20 protein-coding genes are annotated in these 20711 nt (G+C 65.8%); 9 read left to right on the top strand and 11 right to left on the bottom strand.

Translation table 11 applies throughout. The annotated features are described in order from the left end of the window. Positions 1 to 122 precede the first annotated feature (122 nt). Positions 123 to 1004: an AraC family transcriptional regulator gene (locus WS49_RS32525; RefSeq protein WP_059537797.1), complete on the bottom strand. Its 882-nt coding sequence runs from the start codon at positions 1002 to 1004 to the stop codon at positions 123 to 125. Positions 1005 to 1156: 152 nt separating this feature from the next. Between WS49_RS32525 and WS49_RS32520 the strand changes: the two genes are divergently transcribed. The 3 genes from WS49_RS32520 to WS49_RS32510 all read left to right on the top strand — a co-directional run bounded on the left by WS49_RS32520 (position 1157) and on the right by WS49_RS32510 (position 4637). Continuing rightward, positions 1157 to 2134, top strand: a complete 978-nt coding sequence (locus WS49_RS32520; RefSeq protein ID WP_059537635.1) for an oxidoreductase — start codon at positions 1157 to 1159, stop codon at positions 2132 to 2134. Positions 2135 to 2211: 77 nt separating this feature from the next. Continuing rightward, a complete protein-coding gene (locus WS49_RS32515; protein ID WP_059537632.1) occupies positions 2212 to 3213 on the top strand; it encodes an aldo/keto reductase in 1002 nt (333 codons plus the stop codon). Positions 3214 to 3584: 371 nt separating this feature from the next. Beyond that, the gene (locus tag WS49_RS32510; RefSeq protein WP_059537629.1) at positions 3585 to 4637 is read left to right on the top strand and encodes an alpha/beta fold hydrolase; all 1053 of its coding nucleotides are present in this window, start codon (positions 3585 to 3587) and stop codon (positions 4635 to 4637) included. A 225-nt stretch (positions 4638 to 4862) separates the two neighbouring features. Here the strand turns inward: WS49_RS32510 and WS49_RS32505 are convergent, their stop codons facing one another. The 6 genes from WS49_RS32505 to WS49_RS32480 form a co-directional block, all read right to left on the bottom strand. Further along, positions 4863 to 5858 carry a hypothetical protein gene (locus WS49_RS32505; protein WP_059537626.1) on the bottom strand — a complete coding sequence of 332 codons (996 nt, stop codon included), beginning with the start codon at positions 5856 to 5858 and terminating at the stop codon, positions 4863 to 4865. Positions 5859 to 6300: 442 nt separating this feature from the next. Then, positions 6301 to 7146, bottom strand: a complete 846-nt coding sequence (locus WS49_RS32500; RefSeq protein WP_059537623.1) for a GNAT family N-acetyltransferase — start codon at positions 7144 to 7146, stop codon at positions 6301 to 6303. Positions 7147 to 7291: 145 nt separating this feature from the next. Next, positions 7292 to 7795 (bottom strand): periplasmic heavy metal sensor, encoded by a 504-nt coding sequence (locus WS49_RS32495; protein ID WP_059537619.1) that lies wholly within the window; start codon positions 7793 to 7795, stop codon positions 7292 to 7294. After that, on the bottom strand, positions 7792 to 8211 hold the full coding sequence (locus WS49_RS32490) for a hypothetical protein (protein ID WP_059537616.1): 420 nt from the start codon (positions 8209 to 8211) through the stop codon (positions 7792 to 7794). The genes WS49_RS32495 and WS49_RS32490 overlap by 4 nt, the downstream gene beginning before the upstream one ends. After that, complete coding sequence (locus tag WS49_RS32485; protein ID WP_082725626.1) at positions 8208 to 8951, bottom strand: RNA polymerase sigma factor; 744 nt, start codon at positions 8949 to 8951, stop codon at positions 8208 to 8210. The genes WS49_RS32490 and WS49_RS32485 overlap by 4 nt, the downstream gene beginning before the upstream one ends. Positions 8952 to 9172: 221 nt before the next feature. Continuing rightward, the gene (locus WS49_RS32480; protein WP_059537612.1) at positions 9173 to 9472 is read right to left on the bottom strand and encodes a YXWGXW repeat-containing protein; all 300 of its coding nucleotides are present in this window, start codon (positions 9470 to 9472) and stop codon (positions 9173 to 9175) included. A gap of 296 nt (positions 9473 to 9768) precedes the next feature. Here WS49_RS32480 and WS49_RS32475 point away from each other — a divergent pair, with 296 nt between their 5' ends. Further along, complete coding sequence (locus WS49_RS32475) at positions 9769 to 11454, top strand: purple acid phosphatase family protein (protein ID WP_059537608.1); 1686 nt, start codon at positions 9769 to 9771, stop codon at positions 11452 to 11454. A gap of 210 nt (positions 11455 to 11664) precedes the next feature. On the opposite strand, the gene WS49_RS32470 is transcribed toward WS49_RS32475, so the two are convergent. Beyond that, positions 11665 to 12297 (bottom strand): LysE family translocator, encoded by a 633-nt coding sequence (locus tag WS49_RS32470; RefSeq protein WP_059537604.1) that lies wholly within the window; start codon positions 12295 to 12297, stop codon positions 11665 to 11667. 131 nt (positions 12298 to 12428) lie between these two features. Next, positions 12429 to 13325 carry a LysR family transcriptional regulator gene (locus tag WS49_RS32465; RefSeq protein WP_059537600.1) on the bottom strand — a complete coding sequence of 299 codons (897 nt, stop codon included), beginning with the start codon at positions 13323 to 13325 and terminating at the stop codon, positions 12429 to 12431. Between the two features lie 289 nt (positions 13326 to 13614). On the opposite strand from WS49_RS32465, the gene WS49_RS32460 reads away from it, so the two are divergent. The 3 genes from WS49_RS32460 to WS49_RS32450 all read left to right on the top strand — a co-directional run bounded on the left by WS49_RS32460 (position 13615) and on the right by WS49_RS32450 (position 15358). Next, a complete protein-coding gene (locus WS49_RS32460) occupies positions 13615 to 14463 on the top strand; it encodes a sulfite exporter TauE/SafE family protein (RefSeq protein WP_059537596.1) in 849 nt (282 codons plus the stop codon). Positions 14464 to 14539: 76 nt separating this feature from the next. Beyond that, positions 14540 to 14800 carry a hypothetical protein gene (locus WS49_RS32455; RefSeq protein ID WP_006760082.1) on the top strand — a complete coding sequence of 87 codons (261 nt, stop codon included), beginning with the start codon at positions 14540 to 14542 and terminating at the stop codon, positions 14798 to 14800. Positions 14801 to 15058: 258 nt separating this feature from the next. Further along, positions 15059 to 15358, top strand: a complete 300-nt coding sequence (locus WS49_RS32450; RefSeq protein ID WP_059537592.1) for a DUF4148 domain-containing protein — start codon at positions 15059 to 15061, stop codon at positions 15356 to 15358. A 98-nt stretch (positions 15359 to 15456) separates the two neighbouring features. Here WS49_RS32450 and WS49_RS32445 read toward each other — a convergent pair whose 3' ends face one another. Then, on the bottom strand, positions 15457 to 17232 hold the full coding sequence (locus tag WS49_RS32445) for a diguanylate cyclase domain-containing protein (RefSeq protein WP_059537587.1): 1776 nt from the start codon (positions 17230 to 17232) through the stop codon (positions 15457 to 15459). Beyond that, a complete protein-coding gene (locus tag WS49_RS32440; RefSeq protein ID WP_059537582.1) occupies positions 17229 to 18353 on the bottom strand; it encodes an extracellular solute-binding protein in 1125 nt (374 codons plus the stop codon). The genes WS49_RS32445 and WS49_RS32440 overlap by 4 nt, the downstream gene beginning before the upstream one ends. A gap of 348 nt (positions 18354 to 18701) precedes the next feature. Between WS49_RS32440 and WS49_RS32435 the strand changes: the two genes are divergently transcribed. Together WS49_RS32435 and WS49_RS32430 are read left to right on the top strand one after the other, a co-directional pair. Then, entirely contained in the window at positions 18702 to 20135 is a 1434-nt protein-coding gene (locus tag WS49_RS32435) for an aminotransferase-like domain-containing protein (protein WP_059537792.1), read from the top strand. A gap of 83 nt (positions 20136 to 20218) precedes the next feature. Next, positions 20219 to 20620 (top strand): hypothetical protein, encoded by a 402-nt coding sequence (locus WS49_RS32430; protein ID WP_059537578.1) that lies wholly within the window; start codon positions 20219 to 20221, stop codon positions 20618 to 20620. The last annotated feature ends 91 nt before the right edge of the window (positions 20621 to 20711 follow it).

Below are 20711 nucleotides of genomic sequence, written 5' to 3'. Positions count from 1 at the left end.
CGTTCCAATGGCGGGTATCAGATCGTCACCGTCATTCCATGCATTGCAAATTTGATTATCGATGGGTGTTCGTTGCGGGCCAGACGCCCCTGGGGGAGCGTCGAACGAGAGAAACGGCATCGCTAGTCTGCAACGCATTGGGCGCGCGCTCCTGCCCCGTGGAATCGGGCCATGTCGCGCGCGGGAGACACTCCAAATTGGCGTGCGTATTCACGGCTGAATTGACTCGGGCTTTCATATCCCACGCTATAGCCGACGCCTGCGACATCTCCTTGTTGCGCTAAAAGTCGGGCGCGAGCGGTCTGGAGGCGGATTTGCTTTTGATATTGAAGCGGGCTCATGGCGGTTGCGGCCTTGAAATGGCGGTGGAAAGAAACCGCGCTCATCCCTGCCAACGCAGCCAAGCGCTCGACCCGCACCGACTCCGAAAAATTGGTGCGCAGCCATGTGATGGCACGGCTCACCTGCGAGAGGCGACTGTCCGCCATGGCAATCTGACGGACCATGGGGCCACACGGGCTTTGCAGAATCCGCCAGAACACCTCGCGCCGGATCATGGGCGCAAGGACTGCAATGTCCTCCGGCCGGTCGAGCAACCTGACCAATCTCCACATCGCATCGAGCAAATCGGGCCCAGCGTGGTTGACCTCCACGCCGACGGCGCCTCCCTGAGGCGCCATGGGCTCGGCGATCAAGCTCGCGAGCATGCCTAAGTCCAGGTCCAGCGTGACGGCGGAGTATGGCGCCTGGGTGACCTGCCCTGTCGCTGGCAGGTCCACGGACACGGCTACGTAGTCGCCCGGCACGATGTCGAATACCCGGCCTCCCAGCACCGTCCGTTTTGCGCCGCCCAGGATTAGGGCCAAAACCGGCCGGTGGACCACGTAGGTGACCACGGAGGGATCCGTCTCGACATAAAGCGTCAGCCCGCCAACGGCGGTTTCAGTCGGGCTTTCCTGGCCATGGCGCTCGACCAGCGCGCGAAGTTCGTACAAGTGGTCCAAGCCTGCCTCCAAACGCCTCAGGGCATTGCCCCCGTTCCGGAAACACCAATTGACAGGATTGTGCAAGAAATTGGCGGCATTGCGCTACCACCGCGAACGGTCCCTGCGATTCAATGGAGCGTCCCAAACGCAGAATTGAACGAGGAAACCGTATGACGCACACGCCTCAAAAACCGATCGGTTCAGGCTTCGGCCCCGCCTCGACCGCCGACGAGGTGATCCGTGGCATCAATCTTACGGACAAGACCGTCGTGGTAACCGGCGGCGCTTCGGGTATCGGCATCGAGACCGTCCGCGCATTCCGTTCCGCAGGCGCCAGGGTCATCGTGCCGGCCCGCGATACAGCCAAGGCTAAAGCAGCCCTCGCGACCATGCCTGACGTCATCGTGGAAGCGATGGACCTGCTGGAGCCTGCAGCGATAGACCGATTCGCCAGTCGCGTACTGTCGCTGACGGACAAGCTGGACATTCTTGTCAACAACGCTGGAGTCATGGCCGCACCGCTGACACGCGATGCGCGCGGCTACGAAATGCAGTTCGCGGCCAACCACCTCGGCCATTTCCAACTCACCTGCCGGCTATGGCCCGCACTCGTGCGCGCGGAGGGGGCTCGCGTCGTAGCGCTCAGCTCCTACGGACATCGCCGCGCCGGTATCGATTTTCACGACCCTCACTTCGAGCGGCGCGAATACGACCGATGGATAGCCTACGGCCAGGCCAAAACCGCGAACGCCTTGTTCGCTGTCGCGCTGGATTCAATTGGCCGCCACCGGAACGTGCGCGCATTCGCCGTCCATCCCGGTGGCATTGCCACCCCGCTAGCCCGCCACATGCTGCCCGCCGAGATCGAGGCGAGCCAGATCTTCGATGCCGAAGGCAAGCCGGTCATTGATCCGGAAAACAACAAGAAGACGCCCGAGCAGGGGGCCGCCACCTCGGTGTGGTGCGCGACGAGCCCTCAACTAGCCGGCATGGGCGGCGTCTACTGCGCCGATTGCGACATCGCCATTGCGCTTCCCAGCGACGGGAGCGCTGAAATGCACGGCGTCAGGCCCCGTGCCATCGACCCCATCTCCGCCGGCCGTTTGTGGCAGCTCAGCGAACAACTGACGGGCGCGACGCTGGATTGAGCAAATTCGATGCGACTCGGGACAACCAGTCGCGCCTTGTCACTAACCACTGAGGCAACATAGCCAGGAGAAAAAACATGCGAACGGTATCACTCGGGAGCCAAGGCATGGCGGTCAGCGCGCAAGGCCTTGGGTGCATGGGAATGAGCACGACCTACGGGCCCAGCGACGAGCAGGAAGGCCTTGCAACCCTCATGCGAGCCCTCGACCTCGGTGTGACGTTCTTCGATACGGCGGAGGTCTACGGCCCATTCATGAACGAGGAGCTTCTCGGCAAGGCCTTTATGGGCAAGCGCGACAAGGTCATCCTGTCGACCAAGGCAGGATTTCGCTTCACCGAGCACGGCAAGCTCGCCATGGACGGTGAAAAGCCCTTGGTCACGGGCGATCCGTCGGATATCCGAAAGTCGGTCGAAGGATCGCTGCGACGCCTGAGGACCGACGTCATCGACCTCGTCTACCTGCATCGCATCGATCCAGCAACGCCGATCGAAGTGACGATCGGCGCGCTAGCCGACCTCGTGCACGAAGGCAAGATACGCTACCTCGGCCTTTCCGAGGCATCGGCAAAGACGATCCGGAAAGCCCACGCGGTTCATCCGCTCACGGCCGTCCAAATGGAATATTCCCTGTTCGAGCGTAGCGTCGAGCACAACGATGTGCTGGCGACCGTCCGAGAGCTGGGAATCGGTTTCGTCTCCTACTCGCCGCTCGGCCGGGGCTTCTTGACCGGTGCGCTGAAGCATCTGGACAACCTGCATCCGACCGACTTCCGCCGGTTCGATCCACGCTTCCTGGGAGATAACCTCCAGTCCAATCTACTGTTGGTCGACCGCATCGCCGAGATCGCTGAAGCAAAGGGCGTCATGCCGTCTCAGCTCGCCCTTGCATGGGTGACGACTACCGGAACGGTGCCCATTCCGGGAACGCGACGCATCAGGTATCTCGAAGAGAACGTCGCCGCAGTCGCTATCACGTTGACCCAGGACGAGATGAACGCCCTGGATGCAGCCGCTCCGTTCGGCGCTGCAGCTGGCGAGCGCTATTCGTCCGGAATGATGGCTACACTCGGTCACTAGGACACCCTGTCAATCAGGGGCAAAGCCGTGTCGAAAGAGTTCAGTTCGTCGCACCGCCCCTTAGCGCTCTGGCGCGCGGGGCCGCCTTGGCGTAGCTGCCTATTATCGAGTGTTTGTCGTACGTGTAACGGCTCGTACCGGATTGTTGAGATGATTCAAAAGCATCCGAACAGGCACAGCGACGGTGATGGCGCAATTCATCTTGCATCGCTTGTATGAGACACCCGCATTGCCATCTTGCGTCCTGCAATCGTGAAGGGTTTGTGTTCGTTTCGATTGAGCTTGCAACCTTTTTCCAATCGACTAAGATTTTGCGAAGGCACACTCGTCCAGCCGTTCGTCCGTTAGCCGAATCGACCAGGGAGAAGAAAATGCCACAAGAGTTTGACTCACGTCGGCGTGGCTTCGCGCGCATGGCGGCCGGTGCGCTCGTTGCGGCGCAATTCGAAGTGCTGCGATCCGCGCAGGCCCAGAATCCATCTTCGAAAACCCCATCGATTCCGCGAATCCACCCGGGCGCTCGTACGTCGTTCACGTCGATCAAGCAGGTGAATGCGGGGCTCCTAAACATCGGCTACGCCGAGGTCGGTCCGGCCGACGGACCACCCGTCATCCTGCTACATGGCTGGCCGTATGACATACACAGCTTCGTCGACGTTGCACCGGCGCTCGGCGCGAAGGGATACCGGGTGATCGTCCCTTATCTGCGCGGTTACGGCACGACGTCCTTCCTGTCGGACCAGACCATGCGCAACGGTCAGCCAACGGCCGTCGCGCTCGACATCATCGCGCTGATGGATGCACTCAACATCCAGAAGGCCGTCTTCGGCGCGTTCGACTGGGGCGCGCGTACCGCCGACATCATCGCCGTGCTATGGCCGCAGCGATGCAAAGGCCTGGTATCGGTGAGCGGCTACCTGATCGGCAATCAGGAGGCGGGAAAGAAGCCGCTGCCACCGGAGGGCGAGTTGCAGTGGTGGTATCAGTTCTATTTCGCAACGGATCGCGGGCGCGCGGGCTACGAGAAATACACACACGATTTCATCAAACTCATCTGGAGACAAGCCTCTCCGAAATGGAACTTCGACGACGCCACCTTCGAGCGAAGCGCACCGGCATTCAAGAACCCCGACCATGTCGCCATCACGATCCACAACTATCGCTGGCGACAAGGTCTCGCCACGGGCGAGCCGAAATACGACGAATACGAGCAGCAGCTAGCGTCGGCGCCGCCCATCACCGTTCCCAGCATCACAATGGAGGGCGATGCCAACGGCGCCTTTCACGTGCCGCCGGGCATGTACGCGTCGAAGTTCACTGGCAAATACGAACATCGCACGCTCACCGGCGGCATTGGCCACAATCTGCCGCAGGAGGCACCGCGAGCGTTTGCGCAGGCGGTGATCGATGTCGACAGGTTTTGATCCGGCAGCCTCCGGCCTTGAAGGCGCGCGGTACGGATTTGCGGGCATGCGGCGTCGACTGTACGCGCAGACCCGGCGACTGTCCCTTTGTGGCCGAACTGGCGGCCCGCTTTTAGCCGGTCACACTAGATTCGGATATCTCCAACTCGAGGCGGATACCGAATCGCCAACACTCGCCCGGCTGCGAAAAAACAAGCAGCCGCTCAACGCAGCCGCCGCGATTGCTTAGTTCTGCGTGAGCGGATTCAGCGTTGTGCACAGGAAACCCGTGCAGTTGCTGGCCTCGAAGTAGAAAGATGCCGTCGGCGACGGCATGCCGAGAGGGAGATCGCCGAAATACGCATTGCCCTGCGCGCCGAACGTATTCAACTGCTGGAGGAAGCTCGCGCCGGTCGCCTGGACCGCGGCCGACTGGTACGTGAAAGTCGCCGACTGAGTTTGGTCCTTCATGTAGATCCACGAGAGATTGATCGCGCCAGTCGGTTGCAACGGGCCGAACTGCATCTTGCCCTTCGATCGATAGCCCTTCGCACCCTCGCTGTTGGCCTGCGTGATGAAGTCGCCGACGGTCGACGTCGGCATCACTACATCATATGTATAGGTCGCGTTCGACGCGTTGTTCTTCATGTACACGTTCGCCTGTTCCGATCCCACGACCATCGGGCCCAGGAACCAGTAGCCCGACTGCCCCTCGCCGTTCGCCTGCGCGACGAACGCGTCCGGGTTCGTCGACAGGTCCGTTGTCGTGTATGTGTAGGTGGCCGACGAGCCGCCGTCCTTGCGATAGAGATAACCGTACGTGAGCGGCCCCTCGAACCGGTAGCCGCTCGCGCCTTGCGCGTTGGCCTGGCTGACAAAGCCCGTCATGCTGGTCGGTGTCGCCTGCAACTGGTAGGTGTATATCTGCGCGGCGCCGTCGTTCACGAAGATCGATTGCGAACCGCCATTGCTGGCGTCGTAAAAGTAGTCGCCGAGGTAGCGATAGCCCTTTGCGCCTTCGTTGTTGATCAGCGTCAGGAAGCTCGCCTGATCCGCCGCAGTCGGCAGTGCATCGTAGCGCAGCGTCTGCGTACTGTTGCCAGAGCCGTCGCTACCCCCGATGCGACCGTTGTTGGTGGACTCTGCTCCGTTCCCGGCCTGTGCCGGGGAAAAGGAACTATCGTCGCCCCCGCAGGCGGTCAGTGCCAGACAGGTCAACACGCTCAATGCAATGGTCCTCACGGGGATCACCTTTTTATGAACAGGACGGCACCGGTGCGTACGGCTCAGGGATGCTTGCACTCGCAGCGCATGTAAAAGAGACGGCTTCACAAGGGCCTCGTGGGGCTGCAACTTTCGTTGCTCGCATAACCCAAGGGATTGGAACAACCGAGACCGGGTATTGCGCCACGCCGATCATGGTTACGGCGTCGAACGACCTTTGCGAATCCATCTCTAAGGCTACAGCGAACGACCATGCTTCGTGGTCAAAGACTGTCAGATATCAGTGCCGATTGAGGTGGGTCGGCGCCCGCAGGGCCATACATTGCACTGGGAATTATGGAGGCATGACCGAGAATGGCCGAACGGCAGCCGGCTCAAGAACCTTCCAGAACTGGCGTCACGTCGGCGAACGCATGAGCGCATCCGGGTTCCGGTCAGGGGCCAGCCATGCCCCCGACGATCACCCCAGCTCGAAAGACGTCACCCCGAACACGCGGTCGATCGCAATCGCGGGCGCTTCCTTCGTATACATCCGCGCGGTCTCGAACACGCTCGACATGCCGTGACGTTCCGCCAGCGCGACGGCCGCGGGGTTCGTTTCCGGCACGTCGAGCACGATCACCTCGCCGGGCATGCGCGACGCCAGCGCACGAAACAGCCCCGTCGCGACGTCGGCGTCATCGGCAAAGAGCGGGCCGATCTTGCAGCCCGCATGGCAGCGGCGCACGACCCCGTAACCGACAACTCGTCCCCCGTCGATCGTTGCGAGCGCAACTGCATCCGGCTGCGCGATCCAGACGGAGATGAAACGCTCGCGCGCCGCCGGAAAACACTGACGATCGTAGGCGAGCAACTGCTCGAACGGCACATCGGCCGCTGCCGCCACATGTGCGCACCCGATGCCGCCCACGCGCCCCTGATAGCGGATGTTGCGATACGCGAGCCGGAACCCCGACTTCCTGTAATTCGCCTGCTGGGCAACGACACCGTCCAGGCCGATGTTTCGTTCTCCAAGGTAATGCATGCCGTGCTGCCAGATGCGCATGCCGAAGCCTTTGCCGCGAAACGCCGGTTTCACGATGTAGAGACCGATGAAGCCGAAGTGTTCGTCATAAGCAACCGCCGAAAGGCAAGCGACCGGCTCGCCGCGCCAGATGCCGACGAAGAAACCGGCCGGGTCCGTTTCCCTGAAACAATGCGCATCGTGCAGACCGGGATTCCACCCTTCCGCGGCCGCCCATTCGACCGACAAGGCCACTTCACCGGCCGACATGGTGCGCACGATAAAGTCTTCGCTTCGATCCATGATTCGTCCTTGCCGCGGCGCTCGAGATTGCCGCCTCGCGTTGCGGTGAAATCATCGGGAAGATGCTGTCGATCGGGCCATCATAATCCCGGGACGGCTATCGGCGTGAACGGTCATTCCGTGCCGTCACAGGACGACGAGCGGCTCACTCGCTTCCCGCCGCCCCCTGCTGCTTCTGCAATCTCGCCGGCAAGCGCCAGTTCCCGCTACGCCGCAACCCGTCGACGAACTTCGCGCGCTCGTCCGGCGTCAGCGTCGCCGCGAAATCGACGACACTGCGCTCGACTTGCCCTCGCAACGCGCTATCGGCCGCACGCGTCCGTTCGAGCGCCGCATCGATCGCCGGCCGATCAAGCTGCGGCGCGGCCAGCAGATCGAGCACCGTGATCCGCCCGTCACGCCCTTCCCGCGCGAAATCCCGAGCGTCCTTGCGTGCCGCCTTCAGCGCCGCCGCGAACGCCCGCTGACGCGCATCGGACAATCCGTCCGCGGCGAACCGCAACGCCGTGCGCTGTCCGGGCATTCCCATTCCATGCAGGTCAGGATGCGTCGAGAACCACTGATACGCGCCGCCGCCAATCGCGCCGAGCATGAACACGTTCAGCACGACCGACCCGACGAGCACGAATTTCCAGCCGCGTTCACTCATTCGTCGCCTCCGTCGATGCTCGGGCCGCCGAACGTCGTCGTCAGGTAGCCCGGTTCGTGTTGCGCGATCGGCGCGCTGCCGAGCATCAGCATCGACACGGCCACCGCGCCCGCCAGCGCGCCGGCCAGCCCGACACCCGCGAACGCCGCGCCCGACCACCACACCCGGCCCCGACGCCGCGCACGTCGAGGCGCCGGCGCCGACGCGACGATGCGTTCGACGAGTGCCGGCGTCGGCGGCGCGACCGTGTCCTGCATGAGCCAGGCATCGAGCTCGGCGGCATCGTCGAGCGCCTCCAGCGCGTCACGCGGATGCGCTTGCGCCCACGCTTCGGCCGCCGCGCGTTCGTCTTGCGGCCAGCGCCGCGCATCCGAGCCGTACGCGGCGACGATGGTACGGAATCGTTCGGGTGTCATCGCTTGTCCTCGCTAGGTGGGTCGCCGGCCAGTTGCGCGCGCAGGTTGCGCCTTGCGCGCGCGAGCAGGCTTTCCAGCGCATCGACGGTGATGCCCATCAGGTTGGCCGCTTCAACGTTCGACATGTCCTGATAGTACTGGAGCACGAGCGCTTCCCGCTGCCTCGGCGGCAACGCGGCGAGCGCCTCGCGCACGCGCGCGTCGCGCGAGCGCAACTCCGCGTGCGCGGCCGGCTCGGGTTGCGGGTCGGGCACGTCGGGCACCGCGTCGACCGGCTCCTCGCGCCGTCCGCGCAAACGGTCGTAGCACAGGTTCAGCACGACGCGATGCAGCCACGTGTCGAAGCGCGCTTCGCCATCCCGCCAGCGCGGCGCATGATTCCAGATCCGCAGGAAGGTTTCCTGCGCAACGTCTTCGGCTTCGGTCCGGTCGCCGAGCATGCGCGTCGCGAGCGCGAGCAAGCGCGGCAGCTTGCGTGCGACGAGCGCACGCACGGCCGACGCGTCGCGCGCGCCCACCCGCGCGACGAGTTCCGCGTCCGGATCGGCATCGCTCAACGCAGGCCGCTCCGCGATGCGCGGTGCGAACGCCGCATGCTGCCGGCGGTTGCGCCCGTTGTCCGGCTGAAGCTCATCGTCGTGCTCTCCTTGCAGGCATCGGACCGGCGCATCGGCGACACGTGATGCGCCACGCCGGGGATCGGCCCGATCGATTTCACCGAGATCCGGTTCGAACGGCATATCGATCCTGTCGATCGCCCACCGACCGGCGCGATCAATATACGACGACCGGCGCGGGCCGGTAATACACCGGACGCGCCGGCACCACGACGCAACCGGCCAGCACGACGGCCGCGGCTGTCAGGACAAGTATGGTTCGAAAAGGCATGGCTCAGCCGATGAGGTTGTGTGGAAATCCCGCCGCGCGGGCAGGCACTGCGTGCCACGCGGCGACCTGCGCGTCACGCCCAGTGGCCCGGTACCCAGCGCCAGTTGGGACCGCGCGCGGCCCATTGTCCGGGCACCCAGTGATAGCCGGCACGTACCACTTGCCAGTGCCCCGGAATCCACACGTAGCGGCCCTGCCGCCAGTGCCAGTGGCCTTGATCCCAGACGTAGCCCGCGCGCGGCGCCGGCATCACTTCGACACGCGGCGGCGGCGGTGCGACCGGTGCGACGATGACGGCCTGCGCGAATGCGGCGGACGTCGCCAGCGCGGCCACGCATCCCGCGGCAAACCGTAATGAAATGGAAAGTTTCATGAAAGACTCCGAAGCATCGTTTCCCGGCCGGAGGTGGCCGTTCGTTCGTTAAACGACGCATGCGGAAAAAATCCGTCGCGACACACGCAAATAAATTTCTGCCGCGCCGGCAACGCCGCGCGCGCCATCGACGCATCGGGCTCGCGCATCGATTACCGTCTGTCACAACCCGGCAAAACTGCCCTTCGACAATGCGTGTCACCGGGATCCCGCTCGTTTCCGGCCCACGCCCCCGACGCGCTCGCGCACGGCCGGGCGGTTCCTCATCTCGCGTGTCATTCAACGAAAATACGATCATGTCGAACCAGGAAAACCTCCCCGCCGAGTCGAACGAGCCGGCCGCTTCCGTATCGCGTCGCGGCTTCCTGAAACTGGCCGGCGTTTCCGGCCTCGCCACCGCCGCGGGCGGGCTCGCAGCCGCCCGCGCCGCCGCGTCGAACCCGGACGGCACGCCCGAGCAGGTGCACCTGACGTGGGGCAGCGACCCGACATCGGAAGTCGCGATCTCGTGGGCGTCGCTCGCACCGGCCGTCAATCCGCGCGCGCGGATCGTCGCCGACGGCGAACCGGCACGCACCGTGCACGGCGTGCAGCGCCTTTACACCGACGGCCTGAACGGCGAAACCGTGTTCACGTACCACGCACGCGTGCACGGCCTGAAGCCGAACACGCGCTACCGCTATGAACTAACGGCCGACAACGACAGCAACGCCGCGCAGCCGTTTGCCGCGACCTTCACGACCGCGCCGCGCGGGCGCGCGCCGTTCCGCTTCACGAGCTACGGCGACCTCGCGACGCCGAACGGCGCGTGGGTGCTGTCGTCGCCGCAAAGCCGCTTCGCGGTGCAGGCCGTCGAGCAGTTCCAGCCGCTGTTCCACCTGCTGAACGGCGACCTCTGCTACGCGAACCTGAACCCCGCGCATCAGCCGGAGGTGTGGCGCGACTTCGGCAACAACAACCAGACGTCGGCCGCGAACCGCCCGTGGATGCCATGCCCGGGCAATCACGAGATCGAATTCAACAACGGCCCGCAGGGGCTCGACTCGTATCTCGCGCGCTACACGCTCCCGGAGAACGGCACGCGCTTTCCGGGCCGCTGGTACAGCTTCCGCGTGAGTTCGGTGCTGTTCATCTCGCTCGACGCCGACGACGTCGTGTACCAGGATGCGGCCGCATTCGTCGGCGGCCCGAATCCGCTCGTGCCGGCCGCGAGCACCGGCCGCGCGCCGATCGAACCGGGCACGTCGTTCTACGTACGCGGCTACAGCAACGGCGAGCAGACGCGCTGGCTCGAGCACACGCTGCGTCACGCGTCGCACGACGACGACATCGACTGGATCGTCGTGCAGATGCACCAGGACGCGCTGAGTTCGTCGAAGACGGGCAACGGGTCGGACAAGGGCATTCGCGAGGCATGGCTGCCGCTGTTCGACCGCTATGGCGTCGACCTCGTGCTGTGCGGTCACGATCACGACTACGAGCGCAGCTACCCGGTGCGCGGCTGCAATCACCGCGCGGGCGTCGATGCCTCGACCGGCGAAGTCGTCGAGACGCTGCAGCCGCGTCCGGTCGGGTCGACCGATCCGAACAGCACGACGTTCGACACGAGCCACGGCACGATCCACCTGATTCTCGGCGGCGGCGGCACCAGTGCGCCGCTCGACGTGTACGGCGAAAACCCGGCGACCGGCTTTGCACAGGCCAAGGTCTTCACGAAGCCGAATCGGCCGGTGCCGGGCGCCTCGCCGAACACGTTCGTGCGCAAGCCGGCCGATGCGCTCGAGGATGCGATCTGGTCCGCACGCCGCGATACGGGCACGGGCTACGGGATCGCCGTGTTCGACCACGATCCGGGCCACGCGGGCGGCCACACGACGATCACGATGCGCTATTACCACGCGCCGGGCGCGGATCAGCATCCGACCGCGCAGTACGAGCTGTTCGAGACGATCGAGCTGAGCAAGAAGCGCCGCGAGCGCTGATGCGGCGGCCGCCCGCGGCGCGCGATCGCGCGGCGGGCGGTCGAGGTTGGGGGCGGCTCGTGCGGGACATCGCGCGCAACGCGCGCCGTCCGCTTATCGGTATGGCGAATGGGCGGTGGCCTGCCTCACGCGGATCGACTGCATCCGTTCGCCATCCGAAGGTTGCGTGCGCATCGGTACGTCCATCGCGTCCGCAAGCCGTTCAACCGGCTAGCCTCGCGATTCCAGCGCGATACGCACGGCCAGTCCGGCCAGCACGGTCCCCATCAACCAGCGCTGCACGCGCGCCCAGACCGGCCGACCGGCAAAAAACGCCGCGATCGCGCCGGCCATGCTCGCGATCAGCGCGTTGACGCTGACGCTGACCGCGATCTGCACGCAGCCCAGTGCCAGCGATTGCGCGAGCACGCTGCCGTGCCCCGGCGAAATGAACTGCGGCAGCAGCGACAGATACATCACGGCGATCTTCGGGTTCGCGAGGTTGGTGACGAAACCCATCGTGAAGAGCCGCGCGCCGCTGTCGTGCGGCAATTGCCGGACCTGAAACGCCGAGCGCCCGCCCGGCTTGAGCGCCTGCCACGCGAGATACGACAGGTACAGCGCACCGGAGAAACGCAGCGCGTCATACGCATACGGCACGGTCAGCACCAGCGCGGTGATGCCGAATGCCGCGCAGAACATGTAGAACACGAACCCCAGTGCGACGCCGCCGAGCGACACCAGCCCCGCGCGGCGGCCCTGGCAGATCGAGCGCGAGATCAGGTAGATCATGTTCGGGCCGGGCGTCAGGACCATGCCGAGCGACACGAGTCCGAAAGCGATCAGGGTGGGCAAGGCCGGCACGGCGGTCTCCTTCGAGGCAGTGAAGTCAGGGCGAATGACCCACAATGTATTGCATGTCGACAGCTGCCGGCATGAATAAACTGCAAGTCGCCCATGAGCGCGCTTCATCGCCTCATCGCGCCGCCGATGCGCTACCTTCCCTTTTTCGTGCGCGCCTGAATCGCCTTTCCCGCCTTCGCGCGCTGGGCGTCGACCAGCTTCACGAACGCGTCTGCGACCGCGTTGCCGGTCGCGTTCCACGACAGCCGCACGGAACGGTGCAGCCTGGGCGACAGCGCCAGCACCTGGCCGCCGAACCGGGTGTAGGTGAGCGTGATGCGCGGGACGATCGACACGCCCATTCCCGCCTCCGCCATCGACAGGATGGTCCGCATCTCGACCACGTTGAACGCGGCGCGAAGCGACGCACCGTTGCGCGCGAAGTAGTCCGCGATGAGCGGCCCGCACCCCGCCTTCGAGAAAATGAACGGCATCGCTGACAACCGTTTCGCGGATATGCTCTTGCGGCCGTCGAACATGCCGTCCGCCGCCACCGCGACGAAATCCTCGTCGAGCAACGGCAGATTGTTCGCGAAGGTCTTCGTGCCCGCGACCACGCCGACGTCGGCGGTGCCGTCGTCGAGCCATCCTTCGACCTCCGCGTCCGTGCCTTCGAGCAGTACCGCCGTCACGCCCTCATGCGCCGCCTTCAACGCCTCGAGCGCGGGCACGACGAATGCGAGCGAAACACTCGGCAGCGACGCGACCACCAGCCGCCCTTCGAGCTTGCCGCGCGACAGGCCGAACTGCTGGCGCAGCGTCTGTGCCTCGCGAACCACGTTCTGCACGTACGGCCACAGGCGTTCGCCGGCGGCAGTCAGGACGACCGGCTGCCGGTCGCGCAACAGCAGCTTGACCTCGGTGATGTCCTCCAGTTCGGTCAACGCATGACTGATCGCGGATTGACTGCGACTGAGCCGCTCGGCCGCGGCCGTCAGCGAGCCGAGTTCGACCACGGCCGCCAGGGCCTGCAACTGCGCAAGCGTCATTTCGCCTCCTTGTTTCGGTCCATGTATTTTTCACATGATAGGGCCGTGCATCATGAATTGCATCGAATCGCCTCAACGACCTTCGACGAACGCGCGCCCTCGACCACGCCCGATGCCCCGCGCCGCGCTCGGGTAAGATTCAGCCTCGAACCGTGTCGAATGCCGACGGCGGACGATGCAACGGGCGACCGGTTCGACCTAAAACCAGACAACGGCGTGCGCCGTCGCACGCATCGGCAACGGGTGCCGTCGACCGCCCCGCCGCCGCTCATGTCCCGACCTGCTCCCGATGACTCATCTCGATCTGACTGAAGGTGTATTGGTGTCCAGCCTGCACGGGCTCGCGCTGCTCGACCTGATCGGCATCGCCGTCGCGCTGCTGCTCGGCGGGATGGTCAAGGGAATCACGGGCATCGGCGTTCCGCTGGTGGCGATGCCGATCCTGAGCCAGTTCCTGCCGATCCGTCACGCGGTGCTGCTGCTGTCGATGCCGATCATCCTCGGCAACATCCCGCAGGCGCTGGAAGGCGGCGAGGTACTGGCGACCGCGCGCAAGATCGCCGCACCGATCGCCGGCACCGTGCTCGGCAACGTCGTCGGCGTCGCGATTCTCCTGTCACTGAACGCGGGCCACGCACAGGCCGCGTCGGGCGCGCTGCTGATCGTCGCCGCGGCGCTGATGCTGAGCGCGCCGAAGCTGAACCTGCCGGAGGCATGGCAAAAGCCGGTCGGCTTCGCGCTCGGGTTCGGCGCGGCGCTGATGGAGAGCATCGCGTCGGTGCCGGGGCCGCTGCTCGCCACCTACCTGATTTCATCCGGCGCGACCGGCCGCGCGTTCACGAAGCAGATCGCGATCATCCTCGTGGTGTCGATCGTCACGCTGATCACGACGTTCAGCGGCGCCGCGCACGCGAGCGCCGCCGACCTCGCGATTTCCGCCGCGGCGAGCCTGCCCGCCATCGCCGGCATGTGGCTCATTCGCCCGCTGCGGGACAAGATGTCGCCGCGTGTATTCCGGATGGTCGTCCTGCTGTTCGTGCTCGTGGCCGCGTCCCAGATGATCTGGAAGTCGGGCGTCTTCCGGCACGCGGCCTCGCCCGTCGCACCGGCCGACAGCCCGCACGCGCACGCGAAATGACGTCGGCCGCCCGCCGGCCCGGTCACGGTCCGCGCCCCCTTCGGCCCCGATCCCCAAGACGCGTTAGACTGTCCCGATGGAACAATGCCGTTATTGCCAGAGAATCCGCGATGAATGGGATTGCCACGGGGACGAATGCCGCCGGGCAATCGCGAAGGCCCTGCGCCGGCAGCGCGCGGGCCTGCCGATGGTGCCCGATCGCATCCGCAACGAACTGCCGTCCGGCGCGCCGACCCAGCAGGTGATCGCCGTCCTGTCGCGCCAGCGCCTGCGGGCCCGCCGCGGCAACGAGGAACGCCGCGAGCGCAAGGAAATCGACGACGCCGACGGCGTCTGATCGCGCAAGACCCCCGATCCCGCTCCGCCGGCCGGCACCACACCGCGCGCCGCGCCTCGTGTCTTCCGCCCGCCGTTGGTTTGCCATTCCCGCAATGCCGGACGGGGACGGATCGAATTTCCGCGGCGATTATTACCTCGGCCGCAACGATCTTTCGTCGGAATCCACGTTTACCCTGAATCGGCTGACGCCTACGATGTAATCAATCGCTTACGACATGGTGTCGCCGGCGAACTCAATAGAACATCGGAGGTCATCATGAAATCGCTCGTTTCCGCAGTCGTTGCCGCTGTTGCCCTGTCCGCTTCGTTCGGCGCATTCGCCCAAAGCACCGTGACCCGCGCACAAGTGCGCAACGAACTCGTCCAGCTCGAAAGCGCCGGCTACAAGCCGAGCCAGTCGAGCCCGTACTACCCGGCCGACATCCAGGCCGCGCAAGCGCGCGTGCACGCCGCCGACGCCAGCGGCTACGGCGCGCAACCGGCCCCGGTCGTCCAGGGCGGCGCACCGGCAGTCAAGGTGCAGAACGCGCGCGACTCGGTCTACTTCGGCCACTAAGCCCGCCGCTGCGCGCATCGCGCAGTCCGCCCGGTTCCGACGAGCCCGTCCCGTGACGGGCTCGTCGCGTTTGCGCGGCACGCAGGGTCGGCCCGCCGTCAGCCGCTGCCGCCCGCCGCCACGCGGGCGCCCGCATCCGCGCCGATGCCGCCGCCCAGCAATTCCTGGTAACGCACGTACGCGCATTGCGCGGACGCCTTCGCCGCATACATCGCCGCGTCGGCCTTGACCAGCAGCTCCTCGGCCGACGCGCCATCGGCCGGATATTCGCTGACGCCGATGCTCGCGCCCACGGCCAGGTGACGTTCGCCGAATTCCAGCTCCTCGGCCATCACGATCTGGATACGCGACGCGATATCGCCGATCACCTCGGGCGATCGCACGTCCGAAATCAGCACGATGAATTCGTCGCCGCCGAGCCGCGCGGCCATGTCGCCGCTACGCAGCACGAGGCTCAGCCGTTTCGCGACCGCGACGAGCGTTCGATCGCCGGCCGCGTGTCCGTGCTGGTCGTTGATCTGCTTGAAGCGGTCGAGATCGACGAACATCACCGCCAGCCCCTCGCGCACCGCGGCCGCATGCCGGATCGCGGCCTCGAGATGCTCCATGAACAACAGGCGGTTCGGCAGCCCGGTCAACGGATCGTGGCCGGCCAGGTGCGTGAGTTCCAGTTGCTTCGCGCGCAGCATCGCGACCTGCGTGCGGATCTCGACGCGCATGCTGTCGAAACAGCGCGCCAGCACGCCGATCTCGTCGGCCCGCGCAACGGGCAATCGCTCGGCGGCCGGATCGTCGAACACGTGGGTCGCCGCGCGCGCGAGCATCTGCAATGGACGCGTGATCGCGCGCGCGAACAGGATCGCGAGAATCACCGCCGCCAGGCTCATCAGGAACACCATCCGGATGATGCGTTCGCCGAGCATCCCGGCCGGCGCCAGCACGTCCGTGAGCGGACGCGCCATGCCGAGGACAACGAAGCGGTTGCCCTCGTTGTTGCCGAACGGCGTGCGCACGAACGCGAGCATCTCGCCCGGTACGTCGTCGGGCTGCGCGAGACCGTTGAGCGTCACGTTCGTGCGCGTCCCGGCGAACAGCAGCCGCGTGCCGGGAAAGCGGTCCTGCATCAGCACGCGCCGGCCGCGATCGAAGCCGAAGGTCTGCGACGGATCGGGATGCACGAGGAAGTCGCCCCACTCGTTCGCGAGGAACACCGCATAGTCCTGCGGCAGGTCGCGCTCGAGCCGATCGAACATGCGCGACAGCTCGACGTCGACGACCAGCGCGCCGACCACCACGTCGGCCTGGTCGACGACCGGCGTGCCCACGCGCAGGATCGGCAGCCCTTCGGCCGCATGCGCGCCGGTCTCGTGATTGATCACGATCGGCGACAGGTAGATATGACCGGGTGCCGTCGCGAGCGTATCGAATACATAGGAAAACTGTCCTTTCTCCTGGAATGCACTCTCCGGCAGCACGACGATGCCGCGCGCGTCGCGATCGACGCGAATCCGCTCGAGCCCGAAATCGCCGCGCGCGATCAGCCGGATCTGCAGATACTCGGGATGGTTCTTCATGAAGCTGACATACACCTGCTCGAGCCGCGAGCGCGGCGCAGGATCGGTGCCCTCGCCGCTCGCGACGCTCGCCGCCGACGGCAATTGCGCGAGCACGAGCGCATCGTCGGCCACGTCGGACAGCGCGGTCGTGAAGCGCTGTCCGAGCAATTGCGTCGACATCAGCAGGTTGTGCTGTGCTTCCTGCACGAGCATCGTCCGGTTCGCGCGGTAGGTGGAGTAGCCGGTCGTGCCGGACGCGATCACGCCGATGCACGCGAACAGCACCGACAGCTTCGACGTGAGCCCGAGCCTGATCATTTGTCGAACCGCTCCGGCCGGTCGCCCGACACGATGCGGCTCCACAGCGACTCGCGCCGCGCGATGTCCTCGACCGGCTGGATCCACACGAGGTGCTGGTTGCCGGACTCGAGACCGGGTGGCGGCTCGAGGGTATTCGCGAGCCCCTGGCGTTCGGTCAGCAGTGCGCCGATCGCCGGTTCGAGCATGTAGTTGATCCATGCGAACGCGAGCTCGCGATGCTCCGCGCCGCGCGTGACGCCCCAGCAGTCGAGCCACGCGAGCGCGCCTTCGTCCGGAATCACGTAGCCGACGTCCGCACCGGCGCGACGCAGTTGTTCGACCTGCTGCGTGCCGTAGTTGCCGAACATCAGCGCCGCGTGATGCTGGACGAACAGCGCGGTCGCCTCTTCCGGAAGCGTGTAATACGTGAGCAGGTTGCGTCGCAGGTCGACCAGCTTGTGCGCGACGGCAAGCGTTTGCGCGGGCGACAGGTGAAAGGGGTCGGGGTAGCGGAGTGCGAGTGCGGTGAACGAAAAATTATGCTGCGCGCTGTTGAAGTCGAGCACCTTGCCGCGGTAGCGCGGATTCCACAGTTCCAGCATCGAGCGCGGCGCAGCGGGCACCTGCTTGCGATCGTAGATCAGTCCCATCGACGAATACGTGAACGGAATCGCATAGGTCGAGCCGTTGTGCACGAGTCCGCCGATCGTCGCGAGCTGCTGGAAATTCGGTTGTTGCCGCCGACGGTTGGGGATCTGTGACAGGTCGATCGGTATGAGCAGGCCGTCGCGCGCGTAGCGCTGGATCTCTGCCGTGTTGGCCGCGAGCAGGTCGTACGGCGGCGGCGACGCGCTGTGCATTCGCGTCCACAACGCTTCGTCGGAATCGACGAACGTCACTTCGACGCGTACGTGGAATTGCGTCTCAAACGCATTGACGACATCGTTGTCCGCGTAGCCGGGCCATGCAAGGACGCGCAGGACGTTGTCGTTGACGGTCTCGGGAGAAGCCGCGCACGCAGGCAGGCCCTGCAAGCCCAGCGTCAGGATGACAAACCATCGGCATACGGCCCGGCGCGCACGCCGACACGCGCCGATTCCCCTGATCAATCGGTCCTCGCCCGCATTCCCCGTATGCATTCGACTATCCTTTTTTCGAGTCGATGCTTGAGCTTGCAACAAGACCATAAAAAATATCGCCGCGCAATTGGAACAAGCCGCACGCACACCGCGTCCGCGCGCGCGAAGAATCATCAGGTGATAGGCATGACTCGACGCGTGCCGCGTGCGGTTGCAGCCACGCGGCACACGAGTGAACGCCGCGATCACGCGCGACGGATGCGCACGCATCGGCATCGCCACGACGGCGCGACCGCGCCCACCCGTCGCACTTTTCTTTTCGGGCCGCTCGTCGGACAATGTCCCGCCTCCGCCGCGCGCGGCGCCGCACCGGCCCGCGCGCGGCGCACGCATGCTCCACCGGCGCCGATGAAACGCTACGAAACCCTCGCCCATACGATCGCCGACGAAATCCGCAACGGCAACCTCGCGGTCGGCACGCGCCTGCCGTCGCTGCGCCAGATCATCGCGCAGCATGGCGTGAGCCAGTCGACGGTGTTTCGCGCGTACTACCTGCTCGAACAGTGGGGGTTGATCCGCGCACGCGAACGCTCCGGCTATTACGTCGCGCCGGGCGCGGGCCCGGCGGCGCACCCGCCCGCGAAACACCGCGCAAGCCGCGCCGGCGCCACGCGCAAGGTCGACATCAGCGATCTCGTGTTCTCGGTGCTCGACGCCGCGACGCAACCCGGCATCGTGCCGCTCGGCTCCGCGTTCCCCGCGCCGCAGCTGTTTCCGCTGCCGCGCCTCGCGAAATCGCTCGCGCAGGCAACGCGGCTCGTCAGCCCGTGGAGCACGGTCGTCGACCTGCCGCCGGGCAACGAGGCGCTACGCCAGCAGATCGCGCGGCGCTATCTGGCAACCGGCGTCGCGCAACCCGTCGACGAGATCGTCGTCACGAATGGCGCGCTGGAGGCGCTGAACCTGTGCCTGATGGCCGTCACGCGGCCCGGCGACGTCGTCGCGGTCGAATCGCCCGGCTTCTATGCGGCGCTGCAGGCGATCGAGCGGCTCGACCTGCGCGCGGTCGAGATTCCCGTCGATCCGCGCACGGGCCTCGATCTCGATGCGCTCGCGAACGCGCTCGACCGGCACGACATCCGCGCGTGCTGGTTCATGACCAATTTCCAGAATCCGACCGGTGTCACGCTGTCGCTCGACAAGAAGCGCGCGCTCGTGGAGATGCTTGCCGCGCGCGAGGTGCCGCTGATCGAGGACGACGTGTACGGCGAGCTGCATTTCGGCCCCGACTATCCGCTGCCCGCGCGCGCCTTCGACCGGCACGGTCTCGTGATGCACTGCAGTTCGTTCTCGAAGACGCTCGCGCCGGGCTACCGGATCGGCTGGGCCGCCGCCGGCCGGTTCGCGGAAAAAGTGCAGCGGCTCAAGCTGATGACCACGCTGTCGGCGAGCATCCCCGCACAAGCCGGCATCGCGAACTATCTGGAGCACGGCGGCTACGATCGTCATCTGCGCAAGCTGCGCGGCGCGCTGCAGACGCAGCTCGCCCGCATGGACGACGCGCTGCGGCGCTGGCTGCCGGACGGCGTCGAGTGGGTGCGGCCGGACGGCGGATATTTCCTGTGGCTGTCGTTTCCCGATGCGATCGACGCGATGGAACTGCATCGCCAGGCGATCGCGCGCGGCATCAGCTTCGCGCCGGGGCCGCTGTTCTCGGCCGCGCACGGCTTCGAGCGCTGCGTGCGCGTGAACTTCGGCCATCCGTGGAGCCGCGACATCGAACGCGCGATCCGCGTGCTTGGCGAACTGGTCGCCGAGCCCGCTGTACGCAAGGCCGGTTGAGCCCGCACGCAGGCGGCCGCCGCCGTGCAGCCGACGCACGCACGGGTTACAGTGCACCTCTCTTCGCTCCCTCGACCCATCTCATGAGCGCATTGCCGTACCTCGATCACGCCGCGCTGCTGACGCTCGCCGCCGAAGCCGCCGGCGTCACGCAGCCGTGCACCTGTACGAAGACCCCGCTTGCCGGTTGGACGAGCCTGCCGCTGTCGCTGCAGGACACGCAACTCGTCGAAGTGGCGACGCTCGCGCCGCCCGACGACCCCGAGCCGACCTACGACGAATTCCATCCGGACGGCACGCGCTACTGGTCCGACCGCGCGCCGATCGCGCCGCGCCACTTTCCGTACAACCGTTGCAACGTCGGCCGCTGCGTGTCGTGCGGGCGGCTGTTCCTGCGCTACCAGGAAGGCGGCGGCTACTTCATCGACCAGCGCATCCGCGCGCTCGATCCGGCCTTGATCGTCGACGCGCAAGCGCAAGCCTGAACCCGACGGGGGCATGCGCAACGCATGCCCGACGGCGGCCGACGCATCGCCGATCTGCTGCGCCCTTTTCGTCCCGATCTGCTGCTTGTCC

The sequence above is a fragment of the Burkholderia sp. RF7-non_BP4 genome, assembly GCF_001521935.1.
GTDB classification, from domain to species: domain Bacteria; phylum Pseudomonadota; class Gammaproteobacteria; order Burkholderiales; family Burkholderiaceae; genus Burkholderia; species Burkholderia diffusa.
This window is presented reverse-complemented; position numbering and strand designations above follow the sequence as displayed.

Excerpts from the sequence above, each read along its gene's own strand:
- WS49_RS32520 (WP_059537635.1), top strand. The coding sequence starts at position 1,157 with ATGACGCACACGCCTCAAAAACCGATCGGTTCAGGCTTCGGCCCCGCC.
- WS49_RS32515 (WP_059537632.1), top strand. The coding sequence starts at position 2,212 with ATGCGAACGGTATCACTCGGGAGCCAAGGCATGGCGGTCAGCGCGCAA.
- WS49_RS32510 (WP_059537629.1), top strand. The coding sequence starts at position 3,585 with ATGCCACAAGAGTTTGACTCACGTCGGCGTGGCTTCGCGCGCATGGCG.
- WS49_RS32500 (WP_059537623.1), bottom strand. The coding sequence starts at position 7,146 with ATGGATCGAAGCGAAGACTTTATCGTGCGCACCATGTCGGCCGGTGAA.
- WS49_RS32495 (WP_059537619.1), bottom strand. The coding sequence starts at position 7,795 with ATGAGTGAACGCGGCTGGAAATTCGTGCTCGTCGGGTCGGTCGTGCTG.
- WS49_RS32490 (WP_059537616.1), bottom strand. The coding sequence starts at position 8,211 with ATGACACCCGAACGATTCCGTACCATCGTCGCCGCGTACGGCTCGGAT.
- WS49_RS32485 (WP_082725626.1), bottom strand. The coding sequence starts at position 8,951 with ATGCCGTTCGAACCGGATCTCGGTGAAATCGATCGGGCCGATCCCCGG.
- WS49_RS32480 (WP_059537612.1), bottom strand. The coding sequence starts at position 9,472 with ATGAAACTTTCCATTTCATTACGGTTTGCCGCGGGATGCGTGGCCGCG.
- WS49_RS32475 (WP_059537608.1), top strand. The coding sequence starts at position 9,769 with ATGTCGAACCAGGAAAACCTCCCCGCCGAGTCGAACGAGCCGGCCGCT.
- WS49_RS32465 (WP_059537600.1), bottom strand. The coding sequence starts at position 13,325 with ATGACGCTTGCGCAGTTGCAGGCCCTGGCGGCCGTGGTCGAACTCGGC.
- WS49_RS32460 (WP_059537596.1), top strand. The coding sequence starts at position 13,615 with ATGACTCATCTCGATCTGACTGAAGGTGTATTGGTGTCCAGCCTGCAC.
- WS49_RS32455 (WP_006760082.1), top strand. The coding sequence starts at position 14,540 with ATGGAACAATGCCGTTATTGCCAGAGAATCCGCGATGAATGGGATTGC.
- WS49_RS32450 (WP_059537592.1), top strand. The coding sequence starts at position 15,059 with ATGAAATCGCTCGTTTCCGCAGTCGTTGCCGCTGTTGCCCTGTCCGCT.
- WS49_RS32445 (WP_059537587.1), bottom strand. The coding sequence starts at position 17,232 with ATGATCAGGCTCGGGCTCACGTCGAAGCTGTCGGTGCTGTTCGCGTGC.
- WS49_RS32440 (WP_059537582.1), bottom strand. The coding sequence starts at position 18,353 with ATGCATACGGGGAATGCGGGCGAGGACCGATTGATCAGGGGAATCGGC.
- WS49_RS32435 (WP_059537792.1), top strand. The coding sequence starts at position 18,702 with ATGAAACGCTACGAAACCCTCGCCCATACGATCGCCGACGAAATCCGC.
- WS49_RS32430 (WP_059537578.1), top strand. The coding sequence starts at position 20,219 with ATGAGCGCATTGCCGTACCTCGATCACGCCGCGCTGCTGACGCTCGCC.